Source organism: Prochlorococcus sp. G4PB16 (genome assembly GCF_059772465.1).
This window is the reverse complement of record NZ_CM186289.1, coordinates 1607716-1627442: the sequence shown is the minus strand read 5'-3', so window position 1 is coordinate 1627442 and position 19727 is coordinate 1607716. Positions and strand designations below refer to the sequence as shown.

22 protein-coding genes are annotated in these 19727 nt (G+C 35.4%); 14 read left to right on the top strand and 8 right to left on the bottom strand.

The window, feature by feature from the left end:
* Positions 1–12: 12 nt before the first annotated feature.
* Genes menA through AC6EIZ_RS09190 form a run of 3 tightly spaced genes read left to right on the top strand, consistent with a single transcriptional unit; the run spans position 13 to position 3166 of the window.
* Positions 13–933 carry a 2-carboxy-1,4-naphthoquinone phytyltransferase gene (menA, locus tag AC6EIZ_RS09200; RefSeq protein ID WP_498510678.1) on the top strand — a complete coding sequence of 307 codons (921 nt, stop codon included), beginning with the start codon at positions 13–15 and terminating at the stop codon, positions 931–933.
* A gap of 23 nt (positions 934–956) precedes the next feature.
* A complete protein-coding gene (locus AC6EIZ_RS09195; RefSeq protein ID WP_498510676.1) occupies positions 957–1934 on the top strand; it encodes an o-succinylbenzoate synthase in 978 nt (325 codons plus the stop codon).
* Positions 1931–3166: an AMP-binding protein gene (locus tag AC6EIZ_RS09190; RefSeq protein WP_498510674.1), complete on the top strand. Its 1236-nt coding sequence runs from the start codon at positions 1931–1933 to the stop codon at positions 3164–3166. The genes AC6EIZ_RS09195 and AC6EIZ_RS09190 overlap by 4 nt, the downstream gene beginning before the upstream one ends.
* Here AC6EIZ_RS09190 and AC6EIZ_RS09185 read toward each other — a convergent pair.
* Together AC6EIZ_RS09185 and AC6EIZ_RS09180 are read right to left on the bottom strand one after the other, a co-directional pair.
* Complete coding sequence (locus tag AC6EIZ_RS09185) at positions 3163–3582, bottom strand: acyl-CoA thioesterase (RefSeq protein ID WP_498510672.1); 420 nt, start codon at positions 3580–3582, stop codon at positions 3163–3165. The genes AC6EIZ_RS09190 and AC6EIZ_RS09185 overlap by 4 nt on opposite strands.
* A 37-nt stretch (positions 3583–3619) precedes the next feature.
* Complete coding sequence (locus AC6EIZ_RS09180) at positions 3620–4804, bottom strand: NAD(P)H-quinone oxidoreductase subunit H (RefSeq protein ID WP_498510670.1); 1185 nt, start codon at positions 4802–4804, stop codon at positions 3620–3622.
* A gap of 41 nt (positions 4805–4845) precedes the next feature.
* Between AC6EIZ_RS09180 and rsmH the strand changes: the two genes are divergently transcribed.
* Complete coding sequence (gene rsmH / locus AC6EIZ_RS09175) at positions 4846–5760, top strand: 16S rRNA (cytosine(1402)-N(4))-methyltransferase RsmH (RefSeq protein ID WP_498510668.1); 915 nt, start codon at positions 4846–4848, stop codon at positions 5758–5760.
* A 7-nt stretch (positions 5761–5767) separates the two neighbouring features.
* Here the strand turns inward: rsmH and AC6EIZ_RS09170 are convergent, their stop codons facing one another.
* Positions 5768–6916, bottom strand: coding sequence for a cysteine desulfurase family protein (locus tag AC6EIZ_RS09170; RefSeq protein WP_498510666.1), 1149 nt, complete (start codon positions 6914–6916; stop codon positions 5768–5770).
* A gap of 77 nt (positions 6917–6993) precedes the next feature.
* Here AC6EIZ_RS09170 and AC6EIZ_RS09165 point away from each other — a divergent pair, with 77 nt between their 5' ends.
* The gene (locus tag AC6EIZ_RS09165; RefSeq protein ID WP_498510664.1) at positions 6994–7722 is read left to right on the top strand and encodes a response regulator transcription factor; all 729 of its coding nucleotides are present in this window, start codon (positions 6994–6996) and stop codon (positions 7720–7722) included.
* Between the two features lie 30 nt (positions 7723–7752).
* Here the strand turns inward: AC6EIZ_RS09165 and bchM are convergent, their stop codons facing one another.
* Together bchM and AC6EIZ_RS09155 are read right to left on the bottom strand one after the other, a co-directional pair.
* Positions 7753–8454, bottom strand: coding sequence for a magnesium protoporphyrin IX methyltransferase (gene bchM / locus AC6EIZ_RS09160; RefSeq protein ID WP_498510662.1), 702 nt, complete (start codon positions 8452–8454; stop codon positions 7753–7755).
* 28 nt (positions 8455–8482) lie between these two features.
* Positions 8483–9643 (bottom strand): N-acetylglucosamine-6-phosphate deacetylase, encoded by a 1161-nt coding sequence (locus AC6EIZ_RS09155; protein WP_498510661.1) that lies wholly within the window; start codon positions 9641–9643, stop codon positions 8483–8485.
* A gap of 78 nt (positions 9644–9721) precedes the next feature.
* Here AC6EIZ_RS09155 and purE point away from each other — a divergent pair, with 78 nt between their 5' ends.
* Entirely contained in the window at positions 9722–10258 is a 537-nt protein-coding gene (purE, locus tag AC6EIZ_RS09150; RefSeq protein WP_498510659.1) for a 5-(carboxyamino)imidazole ribonucleotide mutase, read from the top strand.
* Positions 10259–10284: 26 nt separating this feature from the next.
* Here the strand turns inward: purE and cysC are convergent, their stop codons facing one another.
* Both cysC and AC6EIZ_RS09140 read right to left on the bottom strand, forming a co-directional pair.
* Positions 10285–10920 carry an adenylyl-sulfate kinase gene (cysC, locus tag AC6EIZ_RS09145; protein ID WP_498510657.1) on the bottom strand — a complete coding sequence of 212 codons (636 nt, stop codon included), beginning with the start codon at positions 10918–10920 and terminating at the stop codon, positions 10285–10287.
* 46 nt (positions 10921–10966) lie between these two features.
* A complete protein-coding gene (locus AC6EIZ_RS09140; protein WP_498510655.1) occupies positions 10967–11296 on the bottom strand; it encodes a translation initiation factor in 330 nt (109 codons plus the stop codon).
* Positions 11297–11335: 39 nt separating this feature from the next.
* Here AC6EIZ_RS09140 and trpB point away from each other — a divergent pair, with 39 nt between their 5' ends.
* Positions 11336–12589 carry a tryptophan synthase subunit beta gene (gene trpB / locus AC6EIZ_RS09135; protein ID WP_498510653.1) on the top strand — a complete coding sequence of 418 codons (1254 nt, stop codon included), beginning with the start codon at positions 11336–11338 and terminating at the stop codon, positions 12587–12589.
* Between the two features lie 13 nt (positions 12590–12602).
* Here the strand turns inward: trpB and AC6EIZ_RS09130 are convergent, their stop codons facing one another.
* Positions 12603–12959 (bottom strand): rhodanese-like domain-containing protein, encoded by a 357-nt coding sequence (locus AC6EIZ_RS09130; protein ID WP_498513249.1) that lies wholly within the window; start codon positions 12957–12959, stop codon positions 12603–12605.
* 76 nt (positions 12960–13035) lie between these two features.
* Here AC6EIZ_RS09130 and AC6EIZ_RS09125 point away from each other — a divergent pair, with 76 nt between their 5' ends.
* The 7 genes from AC6EIZ_RS09125 to AC6EIZ_RS09095 all read left to right on the top strand — a co-directional run bounded on the left by AC6EIZ_RS09125 (position 13036) and on the right by AC6EIZ_RS09095 (position 19724).
* A complete protein-coding gene (locus AC6EIZ_RS09125; protein ID WP_498510651.1) occupies positions 13036–14622 on the top strand; it encodes a DUF3352 domain-containing protein in 1587 nt (528 codons plus the stop codon).
* 141 nt (positions 14623–14763) lie between these two features.
* On the top strand, positions 14764–15891 hold the full coding sequence (locus tag AC6EIZ_RS09120) for a citrate synthase (protein WP_498510649.1): 1128 nt from the start codon (positions 14764–14766) through the stop codon (positions 15889–15891).
* Between the two features lie 75 nt (positions 15892–15966).
* Positions 15967–17085, top strand: coding sequence for an NADH-quinone oxidoreductase subunit NuoH (gene nuoH / locus AC6EIZ_RS09115; protein ID WP_498510648.1), 1119 nt, complete (start codon positions 15967–15969; stop codon positions 17083–17085).
* A 111-nt stretch (positions 17086–17196) separates the two neighbouring features.
* Complete coding sequence (gene ndhI / locus AC6EIZ_RS09110) at positions 17197–17844, top strand: NAD(P)H-quinone oxidoreductase subunit I (protein ID WP_498510646.1); 648 nt, start codon at positions 17197–17199, stop codon at positions 17842–17844.
* The gene (locus tag AC6EIZ_RS09105; RefSeq protein ID WP_498510645.1) at positions 17844–18446 is read left to right on the top strand and encodes an NADH-quinone oxidoreductase subunit J; all 603 of its coding nucleotides are present in this window, start codon (positions 17844–17846) and stop codon (positions 18444–18446) included. Before ndhI ends, AC6EIZ_RS09105 begins: the two co-directional genes overlap by 1 nt.
* A gap of 33 nt (positions 18447–18479) precedes the next feature.
* Positions 18480–18809: an NADH-quinone oxidoreductase subunit NuoK gene (gene nuoK, locus AC6EIZ_RS09100; RefSeq protein WP_269609445.1), complete on the top strand. Its 330-nt coding sequence runs from the start codon at positions 18480–18482 to the stop codon at positions 18807–18809.
* A gap of 9 nt (positions 18810–18818) precedes the next feature.
* The gene (locus AC6EIZ_RS09095) at positions 18819–19724 is read left to right on the top strand and encodes an NAD(+) kinase (RefSeq protein ID WP_498510643.1); all 906 of its coding nucleotides are present in this window, start codon (positions 18819–18821) and stop codon (positions 19722–19724) included.
* Positions 19725–19727: the final 3 nt, after the last annotated feature.

Genomic DNA, 19727 nt, shown 5'->3' with positions numbered 1-19727 from the left:
GTTATTTTATCAGTGAAGTCTTCTAAAGCTGAAAGGAAACATCTTTGGCAAGCGGCAATTAAGTGGCCATTGTATTCAGTCGCAATAATGCCTGTGATTTTAGCTGCAGGATGGGAGCTAGGGAATAATGGCAATATTCGTCTAGGACAATTCATCGGTTTTCTAATTGCCTCTATTTTGATTTTGCTTTGGGAAAATCTTACCAATGATCTTTTTGACGATGAAACTGGCGTTGACAGATACAAATTCCACTCGGTAGTCGCTTTAACTGGTAATAAAACCACTGTAAGTCGAGTTGCATATTTTTCTCTTTTATTGGGTTTATTTATCATATTTATCCTTGCTCTAAACAGTAAAATAACAGTACTTTTTTTGGTCTTAATATGTTGTATCCTTGGATATTTATATCAAGGACCACCATTTAGACTTGGATATAAGGGATTAGGAGAACCCCTTTGCTGGATTGCCTTTGGCCCGCTTGCGACAGCTGCAGCACTAATTGTTATTTCTCCAAAATCAAATTTTCATTCTATCCCCTGGAGAACAGCACTAATAATTGGAGCAGGTCCGGCGATGGCGACCACTCTAGTTCTGTTCTGTTCGCATTTTCATCAAATCAACCAAGATTCTGCTGTCGGTAAAAAATCACCTTTAGTCGTTTTAGGCACTCATCGAGCGGCAGAATATTTACCGTGGTTGGTTGGTCTAATATTTTTGTTAGAGCTATTGCCAGTAATGAGTGGAATATGGCCAGTAACGTCTCTTATATGTTTAATTAGCCTTCCTTCGGGTGTAGATCTGATCAAATTAATTAAAAGGCATCACGATCAACCAAAACTAATTAAAAACAGTAAGTTTTTAGCTTTGCGCTTTCAGACAATTAATGGTTTATGCTTAAGTATAGGTTTTGCCATATCATCATTTTTTTTATAATTAATTATTGATTTTGATGAATCATGAAATTAATAATTAATATCAAGCCATTTTCATTTCAACTAACAAGAAAGTTAATCACCTCGCAAGGATTTATTCATGACAAGGTAGGTTTATTGTTGCAAATAAAAGACTCAGATGGAAATTGCGGATGGGGTGAAGTCTCCCCTATTGAGAAAAATGAATTAAAAAAAAGCATCGAAAGTCTTGATTTTATTGGGAGACAAACTACAAAAGATTCAATAGAAAATTATTTATGTGAATCAAAAGGACTAGGAGCACTTTCTTTCGGATTGGGATCCTCATTGGCAGATTTAGAAAATCTAACTATCAGAAAGCTAGATTTTGAAGGATTTGAGATCACAAAATCAGCTTATCTTTTACCTACAGATATAGATCCTTTAGAGTCAATATTTAACTATATAGAGAGGTCAAATGAAAAGAAAAGTTCATGTACAATAAAATGGAAAGTATCTAACCAAGAAAATAATCTTAAGGAAGAGAAAATATTACAAAAAATCTTACATATTCTCCCGAAAAATTTCAAACTTAGAATTGATCCAAATGGAGGTTGGAGTCGTCAAAAAGCACAAGAATGGAGCAAAGAACTCAAAAACGAACCTCGTTTGGAATGGATTGAACAGCCACTCCCATCAAAAGACATTGAAGGTTTATTTTCATTAGCCAATCAAATTCCAATCGCACTAGATGAATCTTTGATTGAATTTCCATATTTACGAAAAACTTGGAAAAGTTGGCAAATACGTCGCCCTGCATTAGATGGTGATCCTCGATTACTTTTAAAAGAAATAGAACAAGAAGATAGTCAAACAGTAATAAGCACAGCTTTTGAAACTGGTATTGGGAGAAGGTGGATCAATCATCTTGCTGCCAGGCAAGTCAAAGGGGAAAATCCTTGTGCACCTGGACTTGCACCTGGATGGTGCCCCCAGGGACCACTCTTTAATAACAATCCCAAATTAGTCTGGGAAGCCGCATGAGCAAAATTGCAATAGTAAAATGTATTCCTGAAAAACACCTGGAATGTTCAAAAGAAATTCTGAAGAATTTTGAAAAGAATAACTGGGTATATCTAGCATCTCCAAAAGATCAAACGAAAATTTCCACATCGTCAACTTTACCTGAGGGAGAAGGAATAATCATTTCAAGCGGGGGCAGCATTGGAGGACCAAATCTTTGTTTACAATCAATTAAAAATCTAACTAATTCGGCTTTGGCAACCGGAAAGTGGTTAAAGAATCATGGCCTTAAGCCAAATGAGTGCATCATTCTCAATTCACTACCTTTACACCATATAAGTGGCTTCATGCCTTGGTGGAGACATTGCACTTGGCGATCAGAGTATCACTGGATTTCACATTCTTTAATGCATAAACCGCTTCAACTTAGGCAATTTAGTGAAGTATTAACTAATAAATATAGACGTCCACTGATTACATCCCTAGTCCCAACTCAATTATTATCTTTGATTGATAATCCTGATGGTTTAAAATGGCTTCAATCTTTAGCTATAATTTGGGTTGGAGGAGCTTTGATCCCCACAGATCTTGCTGACAAGGCGCGAAGAAAGTCTATTAATTTAGCTCCATGTTATGGAGCCACCGAAACTGTAGCAATGGTGACTTGCCTGAGTCCCAAAGATTTTTTAAAAGGAAGTGATAGTGTTGGGTTCCCTCTAGAAGATGTTGAAATAGAAATCAACAAAAGAAATTCACTTAAGATTAAAACTAGTAGGATTGCAACTTCAAAATGGAAAAATAATAAATTCGAATCAATTACGGACAGAAATGGATGGTGGGAAGCAGGCGATTTAGCGCAATACATCACTCTCGACAATAGAAAAGCAATACAAATCCTAGGCAGAAGAGATTCAGCTATAAATTCGGGAGGTGAAACGATTTTCCCAGAAGATATCGAAATGGAATTAATGAAAATAATCTCGAAAAATCAAATCCCAATTAAAGACATTTTTGTACTAGGAGTCAGTGATAAGAAATGGGGACAACGTTTAGTTGCCTTAACTAAATTCAAAGAGAAAGAAATCAACAGATATCCAATTATCTCACTTCTGACTGATCTAATTGAAGACTGGCAACCATCCAAAAAACCACTGAAATGGTACGATTGCCCAAAACTTTCAAGAAATATCAATAAAAAATGGGAAATAAAAAAATGGCAAGATTGGATAGCCTTTAATAGACCTATTAACTAAAAATACAAACTAGATTCATGAAGCCACAAGTTTATTGGCTTAGATAATGCACATTTTTCTCTTGTAATCGGATTTATCGATACATGTTTTATATATGTAGTACAGATCTTCTCACCATTCTTTTTAAATTCAAATCGAAGTACAAATGAGGACTCATTTATCTTCTCTGGATTCAGTTCAATATTGATAGTATCTCCAACATAAAGTGGTTGAAAATAATTTGCTTCACAATGAACAACTGGTAACGCTACATCCAGTTTGCTTCTATTGATTTGGGTCGTAGGAAAAATTTCTTGTAAAACTATTCCATATTTTTCTAAACTTTCTTCCCAAGTTTCATGACACCATCTGAATAATTCAAGGAAATGCACCACACCAGCGGCATCTGTCTCACCAAAACGAACTGTTCGGTTCAAGGATAACCATTCTCTAGAATTACGCTTTTCCAAAAACCTATCTATCAACAGAACCCATAATCACATCAATAGAACCTAAGATGGCCATTATGTCAGCGACCTTAGCTCCCTTAAGAATGTGAGGAAGTATCTGCAAATTATTAGAATCAGCGGCTCTAATTTTAAACCGCCAAGGAGTTACATCATTATTACCTTGAATAAATACTCCTATCTCTCCTTTGCCCGACTCAAGACGTGTATATAACTCACCATTAGGAATCTTAAAAGTAGGTGCAACTTTCTTTGCTACATATTGATAATCAAACCCTGAAAAATCACCTTTTTTTCCCTCAACTGTCCTTCGTGCCTCAAGATTTTCTGTCGCCCCCCCCGGAATCATCTCACAAGCTTGTCGTAATATTTTTAATGACTGTCTCATTTCTTCAATACGTACTCTATATCTTGCATAACAATCCCCCTCTCTCTCCCATGCAATATCCCATTCAAAATCGTCATAACATTCATAATGATCTACCTTTCTCAAATCCCATGGAATACCTGCAGCCCGAAGCATTGGCCCAGAAAGACTCCAATTAATCGCTTGCTCCTTTCCTATAACTCCTAAACCTTCTATACGTCTACGAAATATAGGGTTATTAGTTATCAATTTTTCATACTCATCAATTTTTGGACCAAACCAGTCACAAAAATCTTTGCATTTTTCTAACCAACCCCAAGGTAAATCACATGCAACTCCACCAATACGAAAATAATTATTATTAATCAATCTTTGACCAGTTGCAGCCTCCCATAAATCGTAAATCATCTCTCTTTCTCTAAAAATATAGAAGAAAGGAGTTTGAGCCCCGACATCAGCCAAAAATGGGCCTAGCCATAGCAAATGATTAGCGATCCTATTCAACTCAAGCATTATCACTCTGATATAACTTGCTCTCTTCGGTACCTTTATATTTGCTAATCGCTCAGGAGCATTAACAACAATGGCTTCATAAAACATACCAGCCGCATAATCCATACGACTTACGTAAGGAACAAACATGACGTTTGTTCTATTCTCAGCAATTTTCTCCATCCCACGATGCAAGTAACCAATAACTGGTTCACAATCAACAACATCCTCTCCATCAAGGGTTACGACCAATCGCAATACCCCGTGCATCGATGGATGATGTGGCCCAAAGTTGACCACCATTGGCTCCGTACGCGTTTCAAGCTGCGTCATTGGGCCCAACAAAAGCAATGTCTAAATACTAGTGAAAACTTATGAAAGAAGGGCCAATTAGTTCAAGTTCTAACTTTAATCATGTCCCTATAATGGGGAAAGAAATAATTCAATCTCTAAAGGAATTACCAAGTGAATTAACAAAACACGGATTAATTATTGATGCCACCATTGGAGGGGGGGGGCATTCAGCTCAAATACTAGAAAATTTCCCAGGTATCAAAATCATTGGGCTTGACCAAGACCCAATGGCTAGAGAAGCAGCATCAAAAAAATTAATAAAATTCGGACCAAGAATAGAAATCATTTCTACAAACTTCGCAGACTTTTCAATTGACGAACGAGCCATTTGCGTCTTGGCGGATCTGGGAGTTAGTAGTCATCAACTTGATGAGCCTTCACGAGGTTTTAGCTTTCGTTTAAATGGTCCAATAGATATGCGCATGAATCCCAAAGAGGGTTCAAGTGCAGCAGAACTTATTGAAACTCTCTCTGAGCAGGATTTGGCTAATTTAATATATGAATTAGGAGAAGAAAAACGCTCTAGGCGTATTGCAAAAAAAATAAAAAATGATCTAGCAGTAAATGGACCGTACGCTGGAACTCAAGAACTTTCTTACGCTATTGCCGGATGCTTCCCACCCAAGCAAAGATATGGTAGGATTCATCCTTCAACAAGAACTTTTCAGGCTTTAAGAATAGCAGTAAATAATGAATTAGGCTCGCTCGACAGTTTACTTTTTAAAGCTCCAAACTGGTTGTTAGAGAATGGACTATTTATGGTAATGAGTTTTCATTCATTAGAAGATAGAAGAGTGAAATCAAGTTTTAAAACTGACAATAGATTAAAAGTACTATCTAAAAAACCCATGAGAGCAACCCCTCAAGAGATAGAATTAAATCCAAGAAGTAAGAGTGCAAAGTTAAGAATTTCAGCAAAGAAATTTATAAAATAGACTTAACTTATTGTCTAAGATTAATCACTATATTTGTAATAATCTCAATAGCCTCTTTGATATCTTTCTCATCAGTATTTCTCCCGATGCTCATCCTTATTGATGCTTCAGCATCTTTTTTGCATAGCCCTATCTCCCTCAGAACATGAGACGGTTCACCATTACTACAAGCTGAGCCACTAGTACAAAAAATAAACCTTCTTAATTGACCATGCAATTGACTTCCCTTTACACCAGGGAAAGTGATATTTAGATTATGAGGCAATCTTTGATCGATAGATCCATTAACTTTCAATCCAGAAATATTCTTTTTTAATCCACTCAACAATAAGTTTCTAAAAATTAAAAGTCTCTTATTCCTCTCATCCTGATCATTTTTTGTTATTTCAACTGCCTTTGCAAAGCCCACAATTAAAGGTACAGGAAGCGTTCCAGATCTTAATCCTAACTCCTGACCTCCTCCATACTGAGATGGTTCAAGAGGGAATCCTTCGCTAATCACCAAAGCCCCAATACCTTTAGGGCCATAGATTTTGTGAGCACTCAAGCTCATCAAATCAATGTGAAGTTTATCCGGTTCTAATTCTAAGTATCCCAGGGCTTGAGCGGCATCAGTATGAAAAGCGATTCCCTTTCTCTTACAAAAAGACCCAATTTCCGCAATAGGTTGCAAAACCCCTATCTCATTATTTGCAGCCATGACGCTAACCAAAAAAGTATCTTTTTCAACAGCTTCAGAAAGTTGTTCAATATTGATTAAACCATCTTTATTCGGTTTTAATTCTGACAAACGGAACCCTTCTTTTTGAAGCTGCCTAAGCGGATCAAGGACTGCATGATGTTCAGTTGAAACGGTAATTATGTGTCCCGGTTTTCCAATGAGTCTTGCTTTAGCCCTTGCATGTCCAACTAAACCCAAATTATTCGCTTCTGTTGCTCCACTCGTGAAAATTAATCTTTTCGAATTGATGTTCAAATATGAAGCTATTTTTTCACGCGATACTTCTACTGCAGCTGAAGCAAAAACACCGGATCGATTATTCGTATTAGAGGGATTACCCCACAACTCATTCCAATAAGGAGCCATCTCCTCAACGACCTTCGTACAACATGGAGTTGAGGACTGAAAATCAAAAATTAGATGATTATTATCCATTGATTCATTCGTTAAGCTAAATAATAGAGAGGAATAAGGGTTAATATCCTCTTTAATACTCTAGAAGTCCAATTTTTATGAGTGACCCAAATCCATCAACACAAGAAGTTTCTCAGACTCCAAGGATATTACTTGTCGATGATGAGCCTGGTTTAAGAAGTGCTGTTCAGGCTTATCTTGAAGATGAAGGATTCGAAGTTACAACCGCTGTAGATGGAGAAGAAGGATGGGAAAAAGCTCAAAAAATTATCCCTGATGTAATCATCAGTGACGTTATGATGCCTAGATGTGATGGTTATGGGCTTTTAAAAAAAATTCGAGAAGATGAAAGACTTGGGGGTACACCTGTCATTTTCCTTACTGCCAAGGGTATGACTGCTGATAGAACTCAAGGATATCAAGCAGGTGTAGACGACTACATGCCAAAACCATTTGACCCCGATGAGTTGGTTGCAAGAGTTAAGAATGTAGTTCAGCGGCAAGAGCGATTATTAACTGAAGCAGCCAAATTTGCGAATGCTGATGTTGGCCAAATGGCAAAACAAATTACAGAAATCAAATCAATGCTTAGCCATGGGGATAAAAATAACTCACGGAAAGATGACTCGATTCCTAATTTCACCCCAAGAGAGGCAAGTGTTTTACAACTAGTAGCGGAAGGTTTAATGAACAAAGAAATTGCAAGACAACTTGAGACTTCTATTCGTAATGTAGAGAAATATGTGAGCCGATTATTTATTAAAACCGGTACTTCTAGCAGAACAGAATTAGTTAGATATGCACTTGAAAATCATTTAGTTACCTAAAATATTTTTTTGAATAAAAAGTTTAGTTCTCTAGGATTTTACAAATTCTATTAATTTTGAAAAATAGAAAGGAGCTTGATTCAACTTACTTTTGACCACTGTAAAGCCAGATTGCTTTGCGGCTTCAATAATTCCGGTCTCCCTTAATGTATACGCCCTTGTGGTTTTACTTGGGCCAGGGAATAGTTGCCCAATACCTTTCAAAAGAGCTAGTAAAGGAGTATAGGGAGCAAAGCTAACAATTAATCTCTCATCAGATAATTGACAGAGATGTTTTACCATTGCCTCAGCCTCCCGTTGAGGGTAGTGAATGAAAACATCTAAACAAATAACTGTATTAAATGAACCTTTTAAATTCTCTAAATCAGATGTTCGAAAATTCAGCTTATTTAAGTCCAAACCTGCTTCCTGTGCCCTGCTTTTTGTCTCATTAATCATGGCTTCAGAAATATCACTTAAATAAATCGATTTAGCACCCAATTTTGCCAATGGAATACTTAAGCTACCAACACCACATCCCGCATCACAAAAACTTTTGTCCTCGATATTGTCATACTCTTTCAACCAACTGATGACATCATCAACCGTCTTTTGGTGACCTATCCTTATATTTTTTTGCACTTTATTTACATCATCACTTTCGCTATATATTCGATTCCATCTATCAAACCCAGTCCCATTAAAATATTCAGTGACTTCCGCCTTTTCATTGTTCTCAATTTGCGTTGTCATTTAATCAAATAATTACCTCTTACCAATCTTACGCAGCGATATGCCAAGACAACTGATGATTACAAGAATTCATTTTCCATCGAAGTAAAGACTGAATATTTTTTCCAATATAAAAAGATTTTGAAGTCATTTTGTTATGACTCAATACCATACGTGGAGCAAGTGTGGCCATCCAAATAGCAGCAGAAGGATTATTAATCCAATTAGCTATTTTTTTGCATGCATCTAGTAAAGGCAAAGTGGAGCCTGCAATTGTTTCATTTGGAAGTCTGCATAAACCATTTTCTACTGTTATCAAGCGTTTATCCCAATTAAACGATCCATCTCCTAAACCATAAGCTGATATTGCATCACTAACTAAGACAATTTGCTTTGGTGCAAGTATCTTTAAAAGCCTAATCATATCTGCATGAACATGAACACCATCAGCAATCAGTCCTAGGAAGATATCGTCTCTTCTTAAAGCCGCCCCGATAGGTCCAATAGCTCGATGATGCAAACCTTTCATTGCATTAAAAGTATGTGTAACCATAGTCACTCCATTATTAAAAGCATTCATCGCCGAATCAAAATCAGCTGAGGAATGGCCCAGTGAAACCACGATATTTAATTCTCTTAGACGAGAAATTACATCAAAAGAACCTTTTAACTCTGGAGCCAATGTCATTAATGCTATTTCGTCTTCAAATCCGCTGATTATCTCATTTAAAGCAGAAACACTTGGCTTACAAATACTTTTGAGATTATGTGCTCCAGAATATGATTCACATAAAAAAGGCCCTTCCATATGAGCACCAAGAAGTCGACACCTATTTATTGAAGTATGTTTTTTAGTTTCCTTTAAGACCTTCATCCCTAATTGGAATTGATCTCGAGAACAACTAACAAAAGTTGGACAAATTCCTTCAACTCCATCAAGCCAAAGTCGATCAAGCAATGTTAATAATTTAGGTATTTTATTAAAAGTTAACTCTGTAAATGATATCCCTAAACCTCCATTTATTTGAAGATCAATCGCTCTTGGACTTAGCCAATCACCACACCAATCTTCGTCATAAATTGATTTCCTATTAGAACTTTTATCAATCGAGAGAATAATTCCATATTTATCTAAAACTAGTGAGAATAAATTATTTTCATCTTCGCATTTATCTGCTTGAGGTAATCTTATGTTTGTAATTTTTCTCATTTCTTAAAAACTAAAAAAATTAATGCAGGATTCATAAATAATTGGCATTATTAAGAATGAGATTTATAAAGTTGACAATTGTCTTTAACCGAAGCCAATACATTTAAGGAAGTAGCAGTAGTAATGGGTAGTGATTCAGATCTTAAAACTCTTCAGCCTGCGGTTGCAATTCTAGATCAATTTGGCATATCTAATGAAGTAAGGATCTTATCTGCTCATAGAACTCCAAGAGAAATGATGGATTTTGCTGAGATGGCAGAATTAAATGGATTTGGAGTCATAATTGCTGGAGCTGGAGGTGCTGCTCATCTACCTGGAATGATCGCATCGCTGACGACCCTTCCAGTAATAGGCGTTCCAGTCAGAAGCAAGGTACTTTCAGGAATAGATTCCATGTATTCAATCTTGCAAATGCCCTCAGGCATCCCAGTAGCAACAGTTGCCATTGAAGGAGGCCTTAATGCTGGCCTTTTAGCTACTCAAATTTTGTCAATTAACAATACTGAATTGAGAAATAAATTAAAACAATACAGATCTGAGCTTCACGAACTTGTCGTAAAAAAAGATCAGAGGCTGAAAGAGATTGGAGCTAAAACGTATCTAGAACAAATATAATTAATGTGAAATCAATTACTAATTCATTAAGAAATTTTTGAAATAATCTTTTTTTCAACCAGCAAATTAGTAACTATATCTACACATTTATCAATCTCTAGATTTCCAGTATCAATTTTCAATTCTGGAGACTGAGGATCTTCATAAGGACTTGAGATTCCAGTAAAATCTTTAATGTCTCCATTTCTTGCCTTGGCATAAAGTCCTTTTGTATCTCTTGTTTCACAAACCCCTAAATCAGCTGAACAATAAATTTCTATAAAATCATTTTCTCCAACTAATGATCTTGCATTATCGCGATCAACTCTAAATGGTGATACGAATGCAGTTAGAACAATTATTCCAGCGTCAAGAAAAAGTTTAGAAACTTCGCCAATTCTTCTAATATTTTCTTCTCTGTCTTTATCAGAAAATCCTAAGTCTTTGCATAAACCATGTCTGATGTTATCACCATCTAAAACATAAGTTGAATAACCATTTTGGTGTAGAGCTACATTTACTGCATTGGCTAATGTGCTTTTCCCAGAACCAGATAGACCTGTAAACCAAAGTATTGCACTACGATGTCCTCTTTGCTGAAATCTAGCGTCTCTATCAACTGAAGATTGGTGCCAAACGATATTAGTGGATTTTGATAGAGGAGTTTGAGCGTTTTGTTCCATGAATTCTGACTAATTGTTTAATATTCTCCATGTTGATAGACGTAGTTTATCGACAACCTCCACTTTGTTTAGGTCTAAAACCCTCCTTTAAAAGAAAATCTTGAGCTTTTGATATTTGATCGCCTTGTAACTCTAAAAAATCACCTTTCAAAGCTCCCCCGGTTCCGCAAGCTATTTTTAAATTTTTAAGAATTTTCTTTGCCTCTACTTGCCTTAATTCTAATCCTTTAATCACAGTGACTAGTTTTCCTTTCTTTCCAGATCGGGTTCTTTCTAGAAGAACTTGTCGCTTTCCTTTAGGAGTAACACTATGTTGAGTTTCATTCCCTATTGTCTTAAAAGGGTCATTAAATTCACTCCAGCCACCTTTGGACATTTTTTTTCTATGGGCTGGTAACTATCTTCTTAATCTAAGGTGACAGGTACACTCCAAACACAATTTAAAGATTCGGATTTATCTCCATTAACAAGACCAAATGCTCTTGGTCGATTTGGTAAATACGGAGGGCAATATGTTCCTGAAACTTTAATACCAGCACTAATTGAATTAGAGCAAGCGGCTAAGGAAGCATGGAAAGATTCTTCATTCAATTCAGAACTGAATCATTTACTAAAAACTTACGTAGGAAGATCTACTCCTCTATATGAAGCCACTAGATTATCTGAACATTATAGAAAAAACACATTAAAAGGACCACGAATTTGGCTTAAAAGAGAAGATTTAAATCACACAGGTGCTCACAAAATAAATAATGCACTTGGGCAAGCTCTTCTTGCGATACGAATGGGAAAAAAAAGAATTATTGCTGAAACTGGGGCTGGTCAGCATGGAGTAGCAACTGCGACAGTATGCGCTCGTTTTGGATTGGAATGCATAATCTATATGGGAAAAGAAGATATGCGAAGACAAGCCTTAAACGTATTCAGAATGCAATTACTTGGAGCCTCTGTGCGACCAGTAACAAGTGGAACCGCAACACTCAAAGATGCAACCAGCGAAGCCATTAGAGATTGGGTCACTAATGTTGAAACGACTCACTATATTCTCGGTTCAGTTGCGGGACCACATCCATATCCAATGTTGGTTAGAGATTTTCACGCAGTAATTGGAGAAGAAACAAAGCAACAATGTAAAGAAGCTTTTGGGAGGTCTCCCGATGTTCTTTTAGCTTGTGTTGGTGGCGGATCGAATGCGATGGGTCTTTTCCATTCTTTTGTTGAAGACAAAAGTGTGCGAATGATTGGGGTTGAAGCTGCCGGAGATGGAGTCAAAACTGGTCGACATGCAGCGACAATTACTGAAGGAAGGATAGGAGTTCTTCATGGAGCAATGAGTCTCTTACTACAAGACAAAGATGGACAAGTTGAGGAGGCACATTCAATTAGTGCAGGTCTTGATTATCCAGGAGTTGGACCGGAGCATAGTTACTTAAAAGAAATAGGACGTGCTGAATATGCGGCTGTTACTGACACTGAAGCCATCGAAGCTCTGCAATTAGTTAGTAAATTGGAAGGTATTATTCCTGCACTAGAGACTGCTCATGCATTTGCCTATCTCGAAAAACTTTGCCCAACTCTCAATCGTAATTCAGAAATTGTAATTAACTGCTCAGGTAGAGGAGATAAAGATGTAAATACAGTTGCTGAAAAACTAGGCTCAAAAATATAAAGTAAAAAGCCCGTTAGTACCTTGGGACAGATTGATCAACATCAGTACTCCAAGCATCTATTCCCCCTATAAGATTCCAAACACTCTTAGTTATTCCTTGTTCTAAAAGCCAATTAGCAAAATTCAGACTTCTCACACCCGCATGACAGACAATGACAATAGGCTGATCCTTCGGCAATAGTTCACCTATTGTTGTTGACCAGTCTGCAGCCCTACTCAAAGGAAGATGTAATACTGAAAATGGAAATGAAGCAATAGCAATTTCATTATCCTCCCTCACATCCACAATGAATGGTTTTTCAGAAGAATCATCTTCTAAGAGTTTGTTTAACTCTTTTGGGGAAATATTGAAAGGAATATTCTGGTTCATATTTGACATTCTAAGTAAAGATTTAACTTTCTATTATCAAAGCTCAAAAAGTATACAAACACCCAAATAATCAAAAATGAAATTACGTCTATCTTATTTTTTAATATCAGGAATAATAATTTTATCAATTTTCACTGGGACATTTATCTGGCGTAATAAACATCTCAATAAAATCACTAAGTTCAATGAAAAATCATTTAATCCTCCTGTCTCCTGGAAATATATACCAACAAATAGTGATTTCGTTGTTCACTGGAAACTCAATCCAGCCATGATTCCCAACTACATTGGAAATTATCAAGATAAAGCTAGTAAGAATATTACAAATAAAAAAACAAGCTTTATTATAGATTCTTTTTTTAAATTAATCAGCCTTGATTTCAAAAAAGATATATCAGAATGGGTAGGAGATTATGGGAGCTTTGCTTTATTTAATTCAGACAAACAAACTCTAAATGATTGGATTATGATTTTAGCAATAAAAGAAGATGTAAATATTGAAAAAAAATTAGAATCTTTGTTAGAATCAAAAATTATTGATGAGAATAAGAACCAAAGCAATCAATTAACTATCTCAAAAAATAAAATAATTTCAAAAAAAATTAATTCAAATAACTCAATTTATTTTGCTAATAACAACGACAATCTTTTAATAGCATCCAATCCAGAAATAATACAATCGTCAATAGATAAATTAGATAGCAATATATTAAATACAAAAAAAAATTACAAGAATATTCAATTAAAAGATAATCTTAAAGACGGCTTATTATTACTAGAAATATCTCCAAAGAAGATTTTAAATACAATAGGTGAAGAAGATAAGTTATTTGAGCTAAATAAGATAGATAATTTAATATCTTCTCTAAATTTAGATAAGAATAAATTAAATATAGAAGGAATAATATCCTATGAGATGAAAACGAAAATGCCAGTTAAATATATTAATGATAATCTAGTTAATATAGAAAAAGAATCTGAATTATCAGAAGATTTAATCTTAGTTGACAATCCCAAGCAGTATTTCAGGAAAGATTCTAGCCATCCATATCAAAAGCTTATAGCGTCTATTATTAAAGAATCAACAACTTCCGATTATTCTGAACTTTTGAAAATAATTCTTGAAAATTCTGAAGGAAATTTGATTTGGATAAATGATAAAGACTGGTTGGTTTTGACTAGAAAATCAGATAAGAGCAAAATAGAGATAAGCAAAATTCTAAAAAAAGATAACTTTATAAGTTCAAATCTAGATTTGGAAAATAGGAAGCTTGAGATTTGGTCCAAAATAAGTACAGATAAAAATGATAAATATAAGCTGAAAGAAAAAATTGAGGCAATTCTTGAAGAAGATGAAGAGACTTATATTTGGAGTCAAGATTTATCTTCTATTTCAAATTTTGATAAGAGAAATTACTTACAAAATTACTCAGATAATGAACAGGAGATAGATGAATTTAATGATTTTAATGATGTACTTAGAATACATTTAGGGGAAGAAAAAACTAAGATAGTTTTAAATAATTTCTATCCATATATCTTATTTAAGACTATGCTAGGGAACAAAATAACTACTCCTAAGAATATTGATATATCAATTGCAGTACCTACAATTAATTATTCAGACTTTATTAAAGTTAAAATCAACTTAAAAACAAGTTAATAAAAAGTTTCAAGTGCTATATTCAATATATAGCTTAGTTCTATACAATAAAGTTCAAGTTGAAAATTATTTTTTCCAATTGAACAGAAAAACTATTTTGCAGGGGCTAAAGCCATAGATAACGAACAAAAAACAACTAATTTGGTTCTAAAGCCAGGCTTGGAAGGGGTTCCAGTAACCAACTCAGGTATATGCGAAATCAATGGGACCGAAGGAAAGCTGAGCTACAGAGGTTATCCAATATCTGAACTAGCCCAAAAAAGTAGTTTTTTAGAAACTGCATTTCTCTTGATATGGGGAGAACTTCCCACTGAAAATGAACTTAAGAAATTTGAAGAAGACGTTCAAATGCACAGACGAGTGAGCTTTCGAATTAGAGATATGCTGAAGTGTTTTCCCGAATCTGGTCACCCTATGGATGCTCTGCAATCAAGTGCTGCATCATTAGGCCTATTTTATTCTCGAAGAGCAATTGACGACCCGAAATATATCTACGACGCAGTAGTGAGATTAATTGCAAAAATCCCAACTATGGTTGCTGCTTTTGAGCAAATTAGAAAAGGAGATGATCCCATTCAACCCCAGGATGATTTACCTTATTCTTCTAATTTTCTGTATATGCTCACCGAGAGAGAACCAAATCCTCTTGCAGCAAGAGTTTTCGACAGATGCTTAATCCTTCATGCAGAGCACAGTCTAAATGCGAGTACGTTTAGCGCAAGAGTAACTGCAAGCACATTAACTGATCCATACGCTGTCGTGGCTTCAGCAGTTGGGACATTGGCTGGCCCTCTCCATGGAGGAGCCAATGAAGATGTGATCGCGATGTTAGAAGAAATTGGAACACCTGATAAAGCCTCTTCATTCCTTAATGAGGCAATTGCAAAAAAAAGAAAAATAATGGGATTTGGGCATAGGGAATATCGTGTCAAAGACCCTAGAGCAACAATATTGCAAGACTTTGCAGAAGAACTTTTCTCGGAATTTGGTAAAGATGAAATGTATGAAGTAGCCAAAGCCCTTGAACAAGAGGCTATTTCCCGACTCGGACCAAAAGGTATATTCCCAAATGTTGACTTTTATTCCGGCCTAGTTTACAGAAAGCTTGGTATTCCTAGAGATCTTTTTACACCAGTTTTTGCAATTTCAAGAGTTGCTGGTTGGTTGGCTCACTGGAGAGAGCAACTAGGAGCAAATAGAATTTTCAGACCATCACAAATATATGAAGGAGCAAAAGGCAGAAACTGGCAACCCCTTGAAAGCAGGTAATTTGAAATTTATTTTTTCGAATTTTTAATTACTTTAAAAATTACACTAACCTAATATATAGATTAATTATCAGAAGTGAATTCAGGTATAGACCTAGAAATGAGTTTCACCCAAGGTGTGCAAAATCTTGGTTTATCTCAAGAATTAGCACATCTTTTATGGATCCCTCTCCCAATGCTTTTAGTGTTGGTGGCAGCAGTTATTGGCGTATTAGTAACAGTTTGGCTAGAACGAAAAATTTCTGCAGCCGCTCAACAGAGAATTGGGCCTGAATATGCAGGCGCACTAGGTATTCTTCAGCCCATGGCAGACGGTTTAAAACTTCTAGTCAAAGAGGATATTATTCCAGCGAGGGCTGACAGTGTCCTTTTCACAATTGGTCCAATATTAGTTTTAGTACCTGTAATCCTCTCATGGTTAATTGTTCCGTTTGGACAAAATCTCTTAATAAGCAATGTTGGCATAGGAATCTTTTTATGGATTGCCCTGAGCAGTATTCAACCTATTGGTCTATTGATGAGTGGCTACTCTTCGAACAATAAATATTCTTTACTTGGTGGTCTGAGAGCCGCAGCTCAATCAATTAGTTATGAAATTCCACTAGCACTAGCAGTTTTAGCAATAGTAATGATGAGCAATTCATTAAGTACTGTCGACATAGTCGAACAGCAAAACACTGCTGGTTTTCTTAGTTGGAATATATGGAGACAACCTGTAGGCTTTATTATTTTTTGGATCTGTGCTTTGGCGGAATGCGAAAGACTGCCTTTTGATTTACCAGAAGCAGAAGAAGAACTTGTAGCTGGTTATCAAACTGAATATGCAGGTATGAAATTTGCTTTGTTTTACTTAGCTGGATATATAAATCTAGTTTTATCTGCCTTGCTTGTTTCGGTTCTTTACCTAGGGGGGTGGGGCTTTCCCATATCAATTGATTGGTTTTCGTCTGTATTGGGTCTCTCTATTGATAATCCATTAGTTCAAATTATTGCTGCATCAGTTGGAATAGTCATGACAATTCTCAAGGCATATTTACTTGTGTTTTTAGCCATCTTGTTGAGATGGACAACTCCAAGAGTTCGTATTGATCAATTACTTGATTTAGGTTGGAAATTTCTATTACCTATTTCTTTAGTCAATTTACTTGTAACTGCTTCACTTAAATTGGCATTTCCTATGACATTTGGAGGATAAAAGAAAAGCAACACAATCGCCGATTTTTTTTTAAGTAGAAGTACCTACATTAACTTGAAAAAAACTGTATAATGACTAATGTAATCACAGGCCACCGGCAAGAAATTTAATATGCTTGGTTTCCTTGAAAAAGTTGCCGACTACACTAAAGACGCCGTAGGTGCAGCGAAATATTTAGTTGAAGGATTAGGCGTAACTTTCGACCATATGCGTCGTAGACCAGTAACGGTTCAATATCCATATGAAAAACTAATTCCTTCTGAACGCTATAGAGGGAGAATTCATTATGAATTTGATAAGTGTATAGCCTGCGAGGTTTGTGTTCGGGTATGCCCAATTAACCTCCCAGTAGTTGATTGGGTGATGAATAAAGAAACCAAGAAAAAAGAATTAAGAAATTATTCTATTGACTTTGGTGCTTGTATTTTTTGTGGAAATTGCGTTGAGTATTGCCCCACAAATTGCCTATCAATGACAGAAGAATATGAACTTTCTTCATTTGATAGGCATAGTCTTAACTACGATAATGTTGCTCTTGGAAGACTCCCAACAAGCGTAACTTCAGATCCATCAATTCGGCCTCTTAGAGAATTATCTTATTTGCCCGAAGGCGTAATGGATCCACATGAATTACCTGCGAACCAAAAAAGAACCGGTAAACTTCCAAGTCAGATAATAGAAGAATTTAAAAAAGAGAACTCAACAGAAGATAATGATTCAAAAGATATTGACCCAGTTAATCTCAATTCTACCAATTAATGAATATCGCTTACTCAACAGAATTAATTTGCTTTTTAATTCTTAGTTCTATCATAATATCTGGAAGTTTAGCTGTTGTTTTACTTGAAAATATTGTTTATTCAGCATTTTTATTAGGTGGCGTCTTTATGGCTGTAGCAGGTTTATATCTTTTACTAAATGCTAGTTTTGTTGCTGCCGCGCAAATTCTTGTTTATGTAGGAGCTGTAAATGTTTTGATATTGTTTGCAATTATGTTAGTTAATAAAAAAGAAAAGCTACAACCCATTCAAGGACTTAGAACTAGAAAATTAATATCAGGTGGTATATGTGGTGGACTATTAATTTTATTATTGAGGGTTAGCATAACCACTAAATGGAATTTACCTGGACCAACCTCTATTGGTGAAGAAGCAACTGTCAGGATTGGAGAACATTTATTCACAGATTATTTATTACCTTTTGAACTTGCTTCGATTTTGTTATTAATGGCTATGATTGGAGCAATTGTATTGGCAAGAAGAGATGTTTCAATTCCAACAATTGATATAAATGGTTCCAATAATCAAAAGTCCCTAAGTGATAAGAAAATTCCTCTTCTCTCCGAAAATAGTTTAAAATAAATTTAATCTTATATATCATCTTAACTTATTGAGATGTTAGAAAATACTATTGGCCCAGTACCACTCCAAGCTTATCTGATAGTTGCTGCATTCCTTTTCTGCACAGGTGTTTGGGGATTGATAAATAGTCGTAATGCTGTTCGTGTATTAATGAGTATTGAATTAATGCTAAATGCTGTAAATATAAATCTCATGAGTTTTTCATCCTATATAGATGGATCAATCATTAGAGGACAAGTATTTTCAATTTTTGTCATCACTGTCGCAGCAGCCGAGGCAGCTGTTGGGCTAGCGATACTACTTTCGTTATATAGAAATAGGGTTACTATTGACATGGAAAGTTTTAATCTACTCAAATGGTAGAGCTTGTTAATGACCTCAAATCTGATCTGGATCTTATATAGATCAGATAGTGATTCTGCTTACAAAGAAACCTTAAATTGTAAAAAAATAATTGAAGGTTATGATAAGAAAGTTTTAATCTCGAAAATAAGTATAGAAACAAATAATATTAATGAATTATTTTCAATCTCAGATGTTTCACCAGAGATGGCTATTGTTTTAGGAGGTGATGGAACAGTTTTAAAGGCCGCCAGATATTTATCTCCAAAAAATATCCCAATATTAAGTTTTAATGTTGGAGGAAATTTGGGATTTCTGACCCATGATCACCATATATTAAAGCAAGAAAATCTTTGGGAAAGAATTTCAAATAATAGGTTTAATATACAAAAAAGAATGATGCTTGAAGCAACAGTATTTAGCAACAAGAGTAATAATAAAAGCAACAGTAAAAGATCATTTTTTGCTCTTAATGATTTTTATTTACGATCATGTACAGAAGAAATAGCACCCACTTGCAGCCTAGAGCTTGAAATAGATGGCGAAGCTGTGGACAAATACAAAGGAGATGGACTTATATTCTCTACCCCAACAGGCTCCACCGCTTATTCTATGGCCGCAGGGGGCCCAATAATACACCCTTCTTTGGATGCAATAATCGTTAGCGCTATATGCCCAATGAGCTTGGCCAGTAGACCTATTGTTGTCCCTCCTAAGTCTCAATTAGTAATAAAAGCCATAAGAGAAAAGAAGCAAAAAATAAAATTATGGTTAGATGGATCAAGTGGATGTCTACTTGAACCTGATGATACATGCTTAATAAAAAAATCTAATCATTCAACCTCAATAATAATTTTAGATGAAAATCTTTCTTATTATAAAACAATAACACAGAAACTTCATTGGGCTAGCAGCCTAAATGGGATTAATAAATAACAA

Excerpts from the sequence above, each read along its gene's own strand:
- AC6EIZ_RS09195 (WP_498510676.1), top strand. The coding sequence starts at position 957 with ATGAAATTAATAATTAATATCAAGCCATTTTCATTTCAACTAACAAGA.
- AC6EIZ_RS09190 (WP_498510674.1), top strand. The coding sequence starts at position 1,931 with ATGAGCAAAATTGCAATAGTAAAATGTATTCCTGAAAAACACCTGGAA.
- AC6EIZ_RS09180 (WP_498510670.1), bottom strand. The coding sequence starts at position 4,804 with ATGACGCAGCTTGAAACGCGTACGGAGCCAATGGTGGTCAACTTTGGG.
- rsmH (WP_498510668.1), top strand. The coding sequence starts at position 4,846 with ATGAAAGAAGGGCCAATTAGTTCAAGTTCTAACTTTAATCATGTCCCT.
- AC6EIZ_RS09170 (WP_498510666.1), bottom strand. The coding sequence starts at position 6,916 with ATGGATAATAATCATCTAATTTTTGATTTTCAGTCCTCAACTCCATGT.
- AC6EIZ_RS09165 (WP_498510664.1), top strand. The coding sequence starts at position 6,994 with ATGAGTGACCCAAATCCATCAACACAAGAAGTTTCTCAGACTCCAAGG.
- bchM (WP_498510662.1), bottom strand. The coding sequence starts at position 8,454 with ATGACAACGCAAATTGAGAACAATGAAAAGGCGGAAGTCACTGAATAT.
- AC6EIZ_RS09155 (WP_498510661.1), bottom strand. The coding sequence starts at position 9,643 with ATGAGAAAAATTACAAACATAAGATTACCTCAAGCAGATAAATGCGAA.
- cysC (WP_498510657.1), bottom strand. The coding sequence starts at position 10,920 with ATGGAACAAAACGCTCAAACTCCTCTATCAAAATCCACTAATATCGTT.
- AC6EIZ_RS09140 (WP_498510655.1), bottom strand. The coding sequence starts at position 11,296 with ATGTCCAAAGGTGGCTGGAGTGAATTTAATGACCCTTTTAAGACAATA.
- AC6EIZ_RS09130 (WP_498513249.1), bottom strand. The coding sequence starts at position 12,959 with ATGAACCAGAATATTCCTTTCAATATTTCCCCAAAAGAGTTAAACAAA.
- AC6EIZ_RS09125 (WP_498510651.1), top strand. The coding sequence starts at position 13,036 with ATGAAATTACGTCTATCTTATTTTTTAATATCAGGAATAATAATTTTA.
- ndhI (WP_498510646.1), top strand. The coding sequence starts at position 17,197 with ATGCTTGGTTTCCTTGAAAAAGTTGCCGACTACACTAAAGACGCCGTA.
- AC6EIZ_RS09105 (WP_498510645.1), top strand. The coding sequence starts at position 17,844 with ATGAATATCGCTTACTCAACAGAATTAATTTGCTTTTTAATTCTTAGT.
- nuoK (WP_269609445.1), top strand. The coding sequence starts at position 18,480 with ATGTTAGAAAATACTATTGGCCCAGTACCACTCCAAGCTTATCTGATA.
- AC6EIZ_RS09095 (WP_498510643.1), top strand. The coding sequence starts at position 18,819 with ATGACCTCAAATCTGATCTGGATCTTATATAGATCAGATAGTGATTCT.